Source organism: Wenzhouxiangella limi, assembly GCF_010499265.1.
In the GTDB taxonomy this organism is placed as follows: domain Bacteria; phylum Pseudomonadota; class Gammaproteobacteria; order Xanthomonadales; family Wenzhouxiangellaceae; genus Wenzhouxiangella; species Wenzhouxiangella limi.
This window is the reverse complement of the sequence record NZ_JAAGSC010000041.1, coordinates 109,372-122,454: the sequence shown is the minus strand read 5'-3', so window position 1 is coordinate 122,454 and position 13,083 is coordinate 109,372. Positions and strand designations below refer to the sequence as shown.

13 protein-coding genes are annotated in these 13,083 nt (G+C 67.8%); 6 read left to right on the top strand and 7 right to left on the bottom strand.

The features are described from left to right. Nucleotides 1–40 precede the first annotated feature (40 nt). The 5 genes from mnmC1 (at nucleotide 41) to aroE (ending at nucleotide 5,252) form a co-directional block, all read left to right on the top strand. Nucleotides 41–1,924: an FAD-dependent 5-carboxymethylaminomethyl-2-thiouridine(34) oxidoreductase MnmC1 gene (gene mnmC1, locus G3I74_RS09275; RefSeq protein ID WP_164211315.1), complete on the top strand. Its 1,884-nt coding sequence runs from the start codon at nucleotides 41–43 to the stop codon at nucleotides 1,922–1,924. A gap of 60 nt (nucleotides 1,925–1,984) precedes the next feature. Continuing rightward, nucleotides 1,985–2,980, top strand: coding sequence for a hypothetical protein (locus G3I74_RS09270; RefSeq protein ID WP_164211314.1), 996 nt, complete (start codon nucleotides 1,985–1,987; stop codon nucleotides 2,978–2,980). 128 nt (nucleotides 2,981–3,108) lie between these two features. Next, nucleotides 3,109–3,405 (top strand): sll1863 family stress response protein, encoded by a 297-nt coding sequence (locus G3I74_RS09265; protein WP_164211313.1) that lies wholly within the window; start codon nucleotides 3,109–3,111, stop codon nucleotides 3,403–3,405. A gap of 21 nt (nucleotides 3,406–3,426) precedes the next feature. After that, nucleotides 3,427–4,425: a porphobilinogen synthase gene (gene hemB, locus G3I74_RS09260; protein WP_164211312.1), complete on the top strand. Its 999-nt coding sequence runs from the start codon at nucleotides 3,427–3,429 to the stop codon at nucleotides 4,423–4,425. After that, nucleotides 4,422–5,252 (top strand): shikimate dehydrogenase, encoded by an 831-nt coding sequence (gene aroE / locus G3I74_RS09255; RefSeq protein ID WP_164211311.1) that lies wholly within the window; start codon nucleotides 4,422–4,424, stop codon nucleotides 5,250–5,252. Before hemB ends, aroE begins: the two co-directional genes overlap by 4 nt. Before the next feature lie 44 nt (nucleotides 5,253–5,296). Here the strand turns inward: aroE and G3I74_RS09250 are convergent, their stop codons facing one another. Genes G3I74_RS09250 through G3I74_RS09220 form a run of 7 tightly spaced genes read right to left on the bottom strand, consistent with a single transcriptional unit; the run spans nucleotide 5,297 to nucleotide 10,918 of the window. Next, on the bottom strand, nucleotides 5,297–5,731 hold the full coding sequence (locus G3I74_RS09250; protein ID WP_164211310.1) for a universal stress protein: 435 nt from the start codon (nucleotides 5,729–5,731) through the stop codon (nucleotides 5,297–5,299). 41 nt (nucleotides 5,732–5,772) lie between these two features. Beyond that, nucleotides 5,773–6,597, bottom strand: coding sequence for a symmetrical bis(5'-nucleosyl)-tetraphosphatase (locus G3I74_RS09245; protein WP_164211309.1), 825 nt, complete (start codon nucleotides 6,595–6,597; stop codon nucleotides 5,773–5,775). A 6-nt stretch (nucleotides 6,598–6,603) separates the two neighbouring features. Continuing rightward, the gene (locus G3I74_RS09240) at nucleotides 6,604–7,491 is read right to left on the bottom strand and encodes a cation diffusion facilitator family transporter (protein ID WP_164211308.1); all 888 of its coding nucleotides are present in this window, start codon (nucleotides 7,489–7,491) and stop codon (nucleotides 6,604–6,606) included. Continuing rightward, on the bottom strand, nucleotides 7,488–8,024 hold the full coding sequence (gene folA / locus G3I74_RS09235; protein WP_164211307.1) for a type 3 dihydrofolate reductase: 537 nt from the start codon (nucleotides 8,022–8,024) through the stop codon (nucleotides 7,488–7,490). The genes G3I74_RS09240 and folA overlap by 4 nt, the downstream gene beginning before the upstream one ends. Continuing rightward, complete coding sequence (locus G3I74_RS09230; protein WP_164211306.1) at nucleotides 8,024–8,857, bottom strand: thymidylate synthase; 834 nt, start codon at nucleotides 8,855–8,857, stop codon at nucleotides 8,024–8,026. Before G3I74_RS09230 ends, folA begins: the two co-directional genes overlap by 1 nt. After that, nucleotides 8,854–9,711, bottom strand: a complete 858-nt coding sequence (gene lgt, locus G3I74_RS09225; protein ID WP_164211305.1) for a prolipoprotein diacylglyceryl transferase — start codon at nucleotides 9,709–9,711, stop codon at nucleotides 8,854–8,856. The genes G3I74_RS09230 and lgt overlap by 4 nt, the downstream gene beginning before the upstream one ends. A gap of 4 nt (nucleotides 9,712–9,715) precedes the next feature. Beyond that, complete coding sequence (locus tag G3I74_RS09220; RefSeq protein ID WP_164211304.1) at nucleotides 9,716–10,918, bottom strand: class I SAM-dependent rRNA methyltransferase; 1,203 nt, start codon at nucleotides 10,916–10,918, stop codon at nucleotides 9,716–9,718. A gap of 95 nt (nucleotides 10,919–11,013) precedes the next feature. Between G3I74_RS09220 and G3I74_RS09215 the strand changes: the two genes are divergently transcribed. Continuing rightward, a complete protein-coding gene (locus G3I74_RS09215; protein WP_164211303.1) occupies nucleotides 11,014–13,056 on the top strand; it encodes a thioredoxin domain-containing protein in 2,043 nt (680 codons plus the stop codon). Nucleotides 13,057–13,083 lie beyond the last annotated feature (27 nt).

Genomic DNA, 13,083 nt, shown 5'->3' with positions numbered 1-13,083 from the left:
ACATCGCCGATCGCATGCGCGAGGCTACACTGGCCATCCAATGTCGCGTCCCTTCAAGCCCATCCAGCCCGCCGTCATTGACTGGCAGGATCAAACGCCCCGATCGCTGGCCTACCAGGACAGCTACAGCATGCCCGGCCGCAGCGTCGCCGAAAGCCGGTCGGTGTTCATCGAGGCCAACCGCCTGCCCGAGCGCTTCGCCGGCCTGGGCGCCCGCGCGCTGTTCGTCATCGGCGAGACCGGTTTCGGCAGCGGGCTCAACGTGCTGCTGGCCGCGCGCTGTTTTCTCGATCACGCGCCCCCGGACGCTCGCCTCGATCTGTTTTCGGCCGAGCTGCATCCGCTGACGCCGCCTGATTTGATCCGCGCCCAGCCCGAAGCACCGGAGCTGGCCGGTTTGTCCGCCGCGCTGGTCGCGGCTTATCCGCCCTCGGTGGCCGGTCACCACGTTATCGAGCTTCACGCGCGTATCCGTCTGGTGCTGATGCTGGGCGATGCCGCGGCCTGCTGGCAGGGCTGCCGGGCCGAGGTGGACGCCTGGTTTCTCGACGGGTTCGCGCCGGCGCGCAACCCGGCCATGTGGAGCGAAGCGCTGTTTACCGCCGTGGCCGACCGTTCCCGTCCCGGCGCCACCTTCGGCACCTTCACCGCCGCCGGCCCGGTACGCCGCGGCCTCGAGCGCGCCGGCTTCGCGGTCGAGCGGGTCGCAGGCTTCGGCGGCAAGCGCCATCGGCTGATCGGCCAGCGTCCCGGCACGGCGCCGCCGCGCCGGCTGGTGCATGGCCAGGCGGTGGTTGCCGGGGCCGGCCTGGCCGGCTGCACCACCGCCCGGGCGCTGGCCGAGCGCGGCTGGCGGGTGCGGGTGTGCGATCCGGCCGGGGTGGCCAGCGCCGCCTCGGGCAACCTCGCCGGCGTCGTCTACTCGACCGCCAGCGCCCACATGACCGCGCAGAACCGCTTCTACCAGCTCGCCCTGGTCCACGCCCTGGCCCGCCTGCGATCGCTCGGCTTTCCCGGTCAGGCCGACGATGGCCGGCTCAACGGCGTGATCCAGCTGGCAGCCGACGAGCGCATGGCCCGAAAAATCGACGCAGCCCTGGCCGCGGGCACCTGGCCTCAGACGCTGATGGAGCGCCTGGGGCCGCGCCAGGTCCTGTTTCACGGCGCCGGCTATTTGCGACCGGCCCGCTGGTGCCGGCACCTGCTCGATCACCCCGCCATCGAACTCACTCGAGAGCGCGTGCAGGGATTCAGCGCCGACGGCGGGCTGCAGATTCAAACCGACGGGGGCGGCCGTTTGGCCGCCGATGTGCTGGTCCTGGCCATGGCCGGTGCGGTAAGCCAGTTACCGGCTCTGGACTGGCTGCCGCTGAAAACCATTCGCGGCCAGGTCAGCTACGTGCCCGCCACAGCCGCCAGCCGGCAGTGGGAACAGGCCGTCTGCCATGCCGGCTACCTGACCCCGGCGCTGGACGGTCTGCACTGCGTTGGCGCCACCTTCGACCTGCACGAGACCGATACCCGGACCCGCGCCGACGACGACCGGACCAACCTGGACCAGCTGCGCGAGCACCTGCCCGAGCACTGGCAGGCGCTGGGCGGTAGCTCGATCGAGGTCGCCGGCCGGCGCGCCGCCGTGCGCTGCCAGACGCCCGACTTCCTGCCCCTGGCCGGGCCACTGCCCGACCCCGGACAGCATCCGCACCGAATCGTGCCCGGCGTCTACCTGAACCTGGCCCACGGCTCGCGCGGCCTGACCCACACGCCGCTGTGCGCCGACCTGATCGCCGACCAGGCCAGCGGCCTGAGCCCGTTCCCCGACGCCGAGCTGATAGCCGCGCTGGCGCCGGAGCGCTTCATCCTGCGCAAGCGCCGGCGCGACCCGGGCTGGAAACCGGCCGCGCCGCCCCGACCGTCTGATTGACGGGCCGGGGCCCGGTGTGGTATTTCAACCTCTTGGTGTTGGTGGCTAGGGAGATTCATCATGCGCTTGACGCTGTTCGTCCTGCTTGTTGTTGTCGGGGTATCCGGGCTGGCTGTGGCCATACCGACCACTCCGGGCCCGGAAGCCGAGCGCTTGGAGCAGGCCGAACTCGAGGCCCGGATGATCCGCGTTGCCGGGACCCTGATCGCCTCGTCCGCGCCGGCCGAACGAGCGGCCGGGCTGCTGCTGGCCGAGCAGGCGAAACTCTGGCAGACCAAGGAGCAGCCGCTGCTGAGCGAAGCCGAGTTTGTCGAGGATCTGCACGGGCTGATTGAAGAAGCGGATTCCGCCCTCACGCGCGCCCTGCTGGCGCAGCTTTGCAGGATGACCGACCGGGTTGTCGACTGCCGCCGCCGCGGCCTGGATGAGGCGATCGTCGCCCTGGATGGCGCGGAGCTGTTGGCCCGGCTTCATCTGACCGAGCCCGGCGATCTTATGCGTGCCCGGGACGTCATGGTGTCGGCCGAACACCTGGCGCCGCGTCACACCGATTTCGCAATGACTGTCTTGGACGGCATTGACGCCCAGACCGACGCGCCCTCGACCCGCGCGCAGATGGCTGCGCTTGCTTTGGCGCCGATCACCCTCCCACCCTTGTCGCCCATCGCCGACCTGTGCCAGCAAAGGGCCGATAACGATGCAGCGCTGGATCAGGCATGCGAACGTTTGCTCAACGCCATGATGGATCGAGGCGACAACTTACTCTTGACCGCCTTAGCCTCAAATCTTACCGCCCAGCGGGCAGAAGCAGCCGGTGATACCTTGGCCGTGGCTCGACACGACAGCTGGAAGGCTGAGCTTTTGGAGTTTAGCGGCTGCGCCGGTGCTGTCGGCATGGAATCGCTGGCGGCCGAAGAGCCGCGACTCATCCGCGAGTTTCTGCGGCGTTGGGAGCGCGGCGGAGAGGCCAGCGCACTCGCCTTCCTGGCCACCCAGGCCGGCCTGGACTGCGGATTGCCGCCGCCACCGCCCGCGCGCGCCGACGCGCAACGCTAGACGCCCGCCAACATCCGCTCTCGACCTCTGCCGGCCATGTTCGCCGGCCCAGCCTGATTTACCCGCCTCGTCCGATCGGCGCAGCCTGCGGCGCTATACTGAAGCCACACTCACCGCGGGAGACTCCCATGGCCGAACAATCCAAACGCGATCAGTTCATCGAGACGCTTAAAAGCAGGCTGGATGACCTCAACAGCGAGATGGACAAGCTGGAAAAAAAGGCCGATGAGGCCAGCGGCAAGGCCGAGGAACGCTACGAGGAGCAGCTGGCCGATATGCGCGAAAAGCGCGCGGAAATGGAAGACAAGCTCAAGGAGCTGCGCGCGGCCAGCGAGGCCCAGTTCGACAAGCTCAAGCTCGAGGCCGAACACGCCTGGAAGGCTTTCCAGAACTCGGTGGAATATTTCCGCTCTCATTTCAGATAGGCCCTTAAAGAGAACACGTCGATGTCGTTTCCGCTGACTCGCCCGCGCCGGCTGCGGGCGCATGCCTTCTCGCGCCGTCTGGTGCGCGAAACCACGCTGACCCCGGCCGACCTGATCTACCCGGTCTTCGTGCTCGATGATGACCAGGCCCGCGAGCCGGTGGCCTCGATGCCGGGCGTGGAGCGGGTCGGCCGCGACGGCCTGTTCGCCATCGCCGAGCGCTGCCTGGCCCTCGGCGTCCCGGCGATCGCGCTGTTCCCGGTCGTGCCGGCCGAGCGCAAATCCGACGGCGCCGAAGAGGCCTGGCGCGAAGATGGCCTGGTCCAGCGCAGCGTGCGCGCGCTGAAAGCGCGCTTTCCCGAGCTCGGCGTGATCACCGACGTGGCCCTGGACCCCTACACCTCGCACGGGCTCGACGGGCTGATCGACGAGACCGGTTACGTGCTCAACGACGAGACCGTCGAGGTCCTCGTGCGCCAGGCCATCAGCCACGCCGAGGCCGGGGCCGACGTGGTCGCGCCATCCGACATGATGGACGGGCGCATCGGCGCCATTCGCGGCGCGCTGGAGGCCAAGGACCACCGCAACACGCTGATCCTGAGCTACGCGGCCAAGTACGCCTCGAGCTTCTACGGCCCGTTCCGCGATGCGGTGGGCTCGGCGGCCAGCCTGGGCAAGTCGGGCAAGGAGTCGTTCCAGATGGACCCGGCCAACAGCGACGAAGCGCTGCACGAGGTGGGCCTGGACCTGGAAGAAGGCGCCGACATGATCATGGTCAAGCCGGCCCTGCCCTACCTGGACATCATCCGCCGCATCAGCGACGAGTTCGGTGCCCCGACCCTGGCCTATCACGTGTCCGGCGAGTACGCCATGCTCAAGGCCGCAGCGGCCCAGGGCTGGCTGGACGGCGACAAGGTCATGCTGGAATCCTTACTCTCGATCCGACGCGCCGGCGCCTGCGCCATCCTGACCTACGCCGCGCTGGACGTGGCCGAGCAGCTTCGGGACCGCAACGCTTGAGCCAGACCCTGAAGCTGGCCCTGTTCGGCGATCCGGTCGAACACTCGCTCTCGCCCGAGATTCATCGCCGCTTCGGACAGCAGACCGGGATCGCGCTGGACTACCGGGCCGTGCGCTGTAGAGGCGAGGATTTCGGCCCGCGCTTTGCCGCCTTCATCGTCGCCGGCGGCCGCGGCGCCAACCTGACCGTGCCGCTCAAGCAGGCCGGGCTGGGCGTGTGCCAGCAGGTGGCGGCCGCGGCGCGAACGGCGCGGGCGGTCAACACCCTGGTCCGGCGCGAAGACGGCTGGCACGGCGACAACACCGACGGCTCAGGCCTGATGCTGGACCTGCAGCGTCTCGGCCTCGATCCGGCCGGCAAGCGCGTGCTGATGATCGGCGCCGGCGGGGCCGCCGCCGGCGTGCTCGGTCCGCTGCTCGACCGCCAGCCGGCCTTGACCGTGATTCTCAACCGGACCCGCGAGCGCGCCGAAGCGCTGGCCCAGAAGTTTGCCCACCGCGGCGTCGTCATCGGTGGCGGATTCGACCAGGCTGGGGATCTGAATGGATTTGACCTGCTGATCCAGGCCACCAGCAGCGGCCACGGGCAGGCGCTGCCGCCGCTGGAGCGAGGCTGGCTGGACGCGCGCGCGGTCGCCTATGACCTCAACTACGGCCCGGCCCATCGACCGTTCGCGGACTGGTGTTCACGCCAGTCGCTGGTCTGCCACGATGGACTGGGCATGCTGGTCGGCCAGGCCGCCCTGGCCTTCGAAATCTGGACCGGACGGCGGCCGCAGATGGACCCCGTGCTGGCAGCCCTGCGCTCAGGACAGACCGCGCCCTGAAAGATTGCCCGGCGCGGGTTGCCCCGCGGCCCGCCGGACGGCGCTCAACTGACCACGGTCACCGGCGTTCGGGTGTGGCGCAGGACCTTGTCGGAAACGCTGCCCAGCAGCAGTGAACCCATCCGCGTCTGGCCGCGGCGACCCATGACCAGCAGCACGTCGCGCGCATCGTTGAGGTAGTCCAGAATGGCTTCGGCCACATCGCCGACCAGCGCCACCTCTTCCGGCGGCCGGGGGCGGTCGCTGATGGCGTCGAGCACCGCATCGAAGGCCTTGCGCGCCGTCCTGTCGCGGACCTCCTCGATTTCTTCGGTGGTCATGCCCAGTGCGCCGGCAATGTCGTCGGACATCAGCGCAAACACGTGCAGCAGGACCAGCTCGGCGCCCATGCTGTCGGCCATGCGCGCGGCCACCCGCGCGGCCTGCAGGCCCTGCTCGGAGCCATCGACGGCCACGATCACCTTGCGAAATGCACTCATGTCTTTCTCCATTCGGTGCCCAGGCGGCATGATGCCACGGCTCAGCCCTCGCGGCAGGCAACCGAGACCACCGAACGGCTCTCGCCGTCGTCGACCAGCGCGGTCAGGCGCCCGCCCCAGACGCAGCCCGAATCCAGGCAGGCCACCTGTTCGGTGATCATCAAGCCCAGCATCGCCCAGTGGCCGAAGATCAGCAGCCGGCCGCGCCAGTCCGGGTGAAGATGCTCAAACCAGGGCCGGAAACCCCTGGGCACCGCTCGCGGATCGCTTTTGGCCTCCAGCTCCAGCCGCCCGCGCGCGTCGCAGAAGCGCATGCGGGTAAACACGTTGGTACTGGCGCGCAGGCGCTTGTAGTGCGGCTGGCTGGGACGCCAGCGACGCGGACGGTCGCCGTACATGTGGCGGAAAAACTGCTCCGGCTCGGTCGCCAGGGCGTGCTCCAGCTCGGCTGCCTGCACCGCCGTCTGGTCCGGCCCCCAGCGCGGGTCGGTGCCGGCATGAACGAGGGCGAGCCCTCTCTTGGCGCTGGTCCAGAACAATGGCTGGCGCCGCAGCCAGGCGAGCAGATCCGACCCATCGGCGGCGTCCAGGACGGCGTCGAACTCGGAATTGCGTCGCAGCCGCGCCGGTGCGTGGCCGTACGCGTAGGCCAGCAGGTGCAGGTCGTGGTTGCCGAGTACGGTCATCGCCGCATCGCCCAGCGATCGCACCAGGCGCAGCGTTTCCAGTGACTGGCCGCCGCGGTTGACCAGGTCACCGGCAAACCGCAGGCGATCTTTCGACGGATCAAAGTCGAGTCGGTCCAGCAGCCGCGCCAGCGCGTCGCGGCAACCCTGGATGTCGCCGATGAAGATCTGGCGTTTCATGGCTCGCTATTCTACCGACCGGGCACCGGATGCAATGCTGATGACCACGTCGGCCTGGCCCGGCAGCTGGTCGACCATGCGCTCAGCGACCCGGGCGCTGATCGTTTCGGCCTCGGCCACGCTCAGATCGCCGTCAACGTGGATGCGGACATCGACGAAGATCCGCCCGCCCATTCGCCGCGAGCGCAATCGATCATGCCAGGCGACGTCCTGAACGCCGTCTATGGTCTTTGAAAGGGCTTTGAGTTCACGATTGGACAGGCCGGTATCGACCAGCTCGCTGGCCGCAGAGCCGAGCAGACTCCAGCCCACCCAGCCCAGCATCAGGCCGACGATGGCCGCGGCCACGCTGTCCAGCCAGCGCAGGCCCATCATCGCCCCGGCGACGCCGACAATGACCACCACCGACGACATGGCATCGCTGCGGTGATGCCAGGCGTTGGCCCGCAGCAGCGCCGAATCGGTCCGGCGGGCGACGCGCACCGTGTAGTGGTAAAGACCTTCCTTGACCAGCACTGACAGCACCGCCACACCGAGCGCCAGCCAGCCGGGCATGAGCTGGCGGGCCGGCTCGAGCAGGCGGGTGGCCGAATCGATCAGAAACGCAGCCCCGATGGACAGCAGGATCAGCCCGACCCCCAGCGTGGCCAGGGTCTCGATGCGTTCATGGCCGTAGGGATGGTTGTGATCGGCCTCGCGCGAGCCGAAGCGGGCGGCCAGCAGCACCAGCGCATCGCTGGCCAGGTCGGAAAGCGAGTGCACGCCGTCGGCAATCAGGGCCTGCGACTGGCCGGCAACCCCGCCAGCGACCTTGGCCACCGACAGGCCCAGGTTGATGATCGCACCGACGATGGTGACGCGCCGCTTCTGAGGCCAGTGCAGGCCCTGGCTCATGGCTGGACCGGACCGTGTTTGCGCTCCAGACTGACAAAGTTCAGCCGGTGGGGATTGCGCTCGTCGGCCGGTCGCGTCCGGACCGCAGCCACCCGCCAATCCGACCAGCGCAGGGCAGGAAACCAGGTGTCGCCGTCGACTTCTGCATCGATCAGGGTCAACTCGAGACGCTCGGCAAGCGGCAGGGCCGCGGCATAGATCTGGCCGCCACCAATCACCATGGCCGGGTGCTCCTCGGCCACTTCAGCCAGCGCGGCTTCGAGGCTGCCCACAAGACAGACCCCTGGCGGCAGCTGTGGACGCGATCGACTGATAACCAGGTTGGTTCGACCCGGCAGCGGCCGGCCGATGGACTCGAAGGTCCGGCGCCCCATGATCACCGGGTGGCCCAGGGTGATGCGCTTGAAGTGGCGCAAATCGGCGGGCAGATGCCACGGCATGGTGCCGTCGCGTCCGATCACGCGACCCCGCGCCATGGCCGCGACCAGCGTCAGCCCGGTCGTGCTCGACGATTGCGGCCCGGCAGCCGTCATCACACCGCCACGGGCGCGCGGATGGCCGGACCGGGGTCATAACCGCGCAGCTCGAAGTCCGCGTAGACGAAATCCTCAAGCCGCGTGCGCCTGGGGTTGAGCACCATCTGCGGCGGCGGCCGCGGGCTTCGGCGAAGCTGCTCGTCAACCTGGTCAAGATGGTTCAGGTAGATGTGGGCATCACCGAAAGTGTGAATGTAGTGGCCCGGCGCCAGCCCGGTGACCTGGGCGACCATCAGCGTCAGCAGCGCGTAGGAGGCGATATTGAACGGGATGCCCAGGAACAGATCGGCCGAGCGCTGGTAGAGCTGGCAGCTCAGCCGGCCCTCGGCGACGTGAAACTGGAACAGGCAGTGGCACGGCGCCAGCGCCATGCGCCCGGCTTTGACGTTGGCCTGCGGCGAGATCGATTCATCCGGCAGATCGGCCGGATTCCAGGCCGAGACCACGTGCCGGCGCGAGTCCGGGCGCTGCCGGATCTGCTCGACCACCTGGGTCAGCTGATCGATGGCCCGGCCGTCGGGCGTGGGCCAGGACCGCCACTGGACCCCGTACATCGGCCCTAGGCTGCCGTGCTCGTCGGCCCACTCGTCCCAGATCGTGACGCCGTTGGCGCGCAGGTAGTCGAGGCGGGTTTCACCGCGGATAAACCACAACAGTTCGTGGATGATCGAACGGACGTGGACCTTCTTGGTCGTGACCAGCGGAAAGCCCTCGGCCAGGTCGAAGCGCAGCTGGTGACCAAAAGAGCTGAGCGTGCCGACACCGGTCCGGTCAGCCTTGCGAACGCCGTGGTTGCGCACGTGGTGCAGCAGTTCCAGGTATCCCTTCATGCCGGCTTCCTCTTGGCATAGGACCAGGCCATCAGCGCTGCGCCGCCCAGGATCATCGGCAGCGAAAGCAATTGCCCCATCGTCAACCAGTCCAGCGCCACAAAGCCCAGGTGGGCATCCGGCTCGCGGAAAAACTCCGCAGTGAAACGAAGCACACCGTAGCCGGCCACGAAAAATCCGCTCACGGCACCGACCGGTCTTGGCCTGGACGAATACCACCACAGCACAACAAACAACAGCAAGCCCTCCAGCGCGGCCTGGTAGAGCTGCGAGGGGTGACGCGCGTATTCGTCCAGCGCCCCGGCAAGGTATTGCTGGTACAGGGCCTCGGACCAGCGCCCGCCGCGCTCGATGGAATCCGGAAAGATCACCGCCCAAGGCACATCCGTAGGCCGACCCCACAGTTCGCCGCCGATGAAATTGCCGATGCGACCCGCCGCCAGTCCCGGCGGCACCAGCGGCGCGATGAAATCACCCAGGCGCAGGAAACCGCAGCCCAGGTGACGACCGTAGACCCAGATCACCACCAGCACGCCGATCAGGCCGCCGTGGAAACTCATGCCGCCGTCACGCAGCCGGAACAGCAGCAGCGGGTCGGCCATCAGATCGGACAGCCCGTAGAACAGCACGTAGCCGATGCGACCGCCGGCGACCACGCCGACCACCCCCCAGAACAGCAGGTCGGAAACCTGGTCCGGCTTCAGCGGCGCATCGTCTCGGCCGGCCCGGATTCGTCCCAGCAGCCAGAACAGGCCGAACGCGACCAGGTACATCAGGCTGTACCAGTAGATTCCGAAACCACCGACCGAAAAGGCAATCGGGTCGATCTGATGATAGTAGTAGCTGTTGTTCATCGCCTCAGAAACTCTCCATCACCCGCACCACCAGACCCTTGAGGTAGCGGGTCACGGGAATCGCCGGCATCACCGGATGATCCGGCCCCTGCTCGAGCCGCATGAGGACCTGAAGATCGCGATCGACGTGGCGGGCCGCCTGCTGAACGATATCGATGAAGCGGTCCTCGAACACGTGCGCCGAACACGAACAGGTCACCAGCAGGCCGCCCGGACGAATCAGGCGCAGCGCTTTTTCGTTGATGCGCCGATACGCCGCCAGCGCCACTTTGACGTCGCGTGCGCGCGGCGCGAAAGCCGGCGGATCGACAATGACCGCATTGAAGCGCTCTTTCCCGGCAAGCCGTGCATCCAGCCACTGCTCAACGTCCTGCTGCGTGGCCGTCACCCGATCATCGAGTCGATTGGCCAGGGCGTTGCTGCGCATAGCGTTGACCGCCGGCAGCGACGAATCCACGCACTCCACGCGCGCAGCGCCGAGGGCGGCTGCCCCCAGACCCCAGGCGCCGTGGTAGGCATACAGGTCGGCAACACGCTCACAATCTCCCAGCAGCGGCCAGACCCGCTGCCGGTTGGCTTGCTGGTCGAAATACCAGCCGGTCTTCTGCGAGGCCGCCAGTTCGATCTCGAAGCGCAGGTCGCCTTCGATGACAGCCAGCTTGTCCGGCAGCTTGCCGGGGCCGGGCTCGATGCTTCGACCCAGGCCTTCGAGCTCTCGCACCGCGGCGTCGTTGCGCCAGAGCACGCCGTCGGGCTGCAGAAGCTGCTGCAGCGCCTGCTCAATGTCCGGCCGTAGCCGGTCCATACCGGCGGTGTTGGCCTGGGCGACCAGAAAACCGCCAAAGCGGTCGACGATCAGGCCGGGAAGACCGTCGCTTTCGCCAAACACCATGCGGTAAAACGGCTGGCTGAAAAAACGCTCGCGCATGGCCAGCGCCGAGCGCATGCGCTCAAGCAGCCATGCCGCCGATGGCTCCACGTCCGGGCGCCGGCTGATCAGGCGCGCGCAGATCAGCGAATGCGGGTTGACCAGGGCCGTTCCCACGCTGCGGCCGGCAGCATCGACAACATTGGCGGTTTGCCCGGCAACCAGCTCAGTCAGCGGCGTGGTGTGCACGTCAACCTCGTTGCTGAACACCCAGAGGTGGCCGGCGCGCAGGCGCCGATCCTCCCCTTTTTTCAGCACGATCGAATCGGTTGTCTGCATCGAGGACGGCGACCCGGCGTTCGCTTTGGTTCGGCGCGCAAGTGTAACCGATCAAGTTATCCTGCCCATCCGAACGACATCTCCCAGGCGACCTCATGGACCTGCGCAATCAGCTCGATCGTGCCTTAAGCCCCTACCTGCTCCAGCACGCCGACAACCCGGTGCACTGGCTGGAATGGAGCCGCGAGAGCCTTGAACTGGCGCGCCGTACCCAGCGTCCCATCCTGCTGTCGATCGGCTACAGCGCCTGCCACTGGTGCCATGTCATGGCCGAGGAGAGCTTTGCCGATGAGCCCACGGCGGAGCTGATGAACGAGCATTTCGTCAACATCAAGGTCGATCGCGAGGAGCGTCCCGACCTCGACCGCATCTATCAACTGGCCCACCAGCTGCTGAGCGGCCGCGGTGGTGGCTGGCCGCTGACGGTCTTTCTCGACCCCGACAGCCAGGCGCCGTTTTTTGCCGGCACCTACTTTCCGCCTGAACCGCGGCATGGCCTGATCGGCTTTTCCGACCTACTCGCGCGCATCCAGGAAATCTGGTCCACGCGCCGCGACGAGCTGCGCGCCCAGCACCTGCAGGTCCAGGAGGCACTGCAGGCCATTGCCAGTCCACACCCGGACGAATCCGGACCCGCCGGCGCCGCCGACGACCTGATCGGGCAGCTGGCAGCCCGCTTCGACGCCGAACATGCCGGCTTCGGCACTTCGCCCAAGTTCCCCCAGGCACCGGTGCTGATGGCGCTGGAGTCATTGATCGACCATGACGACCAGGCCGAGCGCATGCTGGCCGACACCCTGGACGCCATCGCCCGCTACGGTCTTCGCGACCACCTCGGAGGCGGCTTTTTCCGCTACGCAACCGATGCGGCCTGGGAGATCCCCCACTTCGAAAAGATGCTGTCTGACAACGCTCTTTTGCTCGGTCTGTTCGCCCGCGCTGCCCGACGCTGGGATCACGCCGGATACCGCGGCCTGAGCGAGCAGACGGTGAACTGGTTACTCCGGGAAATGCGCCTCGACAATGGCGCGTTCGCGGCCAGCTGCGATGCCGACAGCCAGGACGGAGAAGGCGCGTTCTATGTCTGGACCCCGCAGCAGGTAAGAACCCTGCTGCCGGCAGATCAGGCCGATATCTTCTGCGCCCGCTTCGGCCTGGACGGACCGCCCAACTTCGAAAGCCGCGCCTGGCATCCGGTTATCAGCAAGGACTTTGACGAACTGACCGACGGCGGACGCGACCGCAAAGCGATAACAGCGCTGCTGGACGAAGCGCTTGCCACGCTGCTGGCTGCCAGGAACCAGCGCCCGGCCCCGCCCATCGACGACAAGCTGGTTGGCAGCTGGAATGGCCTGGCGATCGCCAGCCTCGCCGAAGCCGGTCGACTGCTCGGTCGCAAAGACTGGCGCGAACAGGCTGCCCGTGCACTGGACGCCGTCGCGATCAGTCTGTTCGGCCACGAACCGCCGCGCGCGGTCTGGCGCCGGGGCCGCAGCGCGCAAAACGCCAGCCTGGACGATCATGCGGCCGCACTGTTGGCCTGCCTGGAGCTGCTGCAGTGGCGTTTCGAGCGGCGCTGGTTCAACCTCGCCCGGCGCATCGCTCGCCGGATTGAGCAGCAGTTCACCGACCCCGAAAGCGGCGCCATGTATTTCACTTCGGTCGATCACGAGCCGCTGCTGACCCGACCGCTGGCCTACACCGACGACGCCACCCCGGCCGGCGCCGGGCTCGCGATCCGCGGGCTGCTTCGCCTGGGTGATCTGACCGGCGAGCCCACGCTGCTGGCGGCAGCCGAACGCAGTCTGCGGGCCGCCGCCGGCGATGCCAAGCGCACGCCGCTGGCCTATGCGACGCTGATCAGCGCCGCTCTGGAAACCACCCAGACGCGCGCGCAAATTCTCCTCGCCGGGCCCGCCGAGCAGCTGGCGGCAATGCAGCGCGCAGCCGACCAGTATCCCGCGGTGGCCTGCTACCGAATCCCCGTGCTGGACCCTGAGGATGAGCCCCCGACCCAGCTGGCGGAACTGGCGTCTGCTCAATCCCCGCTGGCGATCCTGTGCCGCGGACGTCGCTGCCTGGCACCGATACGCAATGCCGCCGAGCTGGCCACCGCGCTTCGCGACGAAATACCGTAGGACTCCGTTGGCCGTAGAATGGCGGCC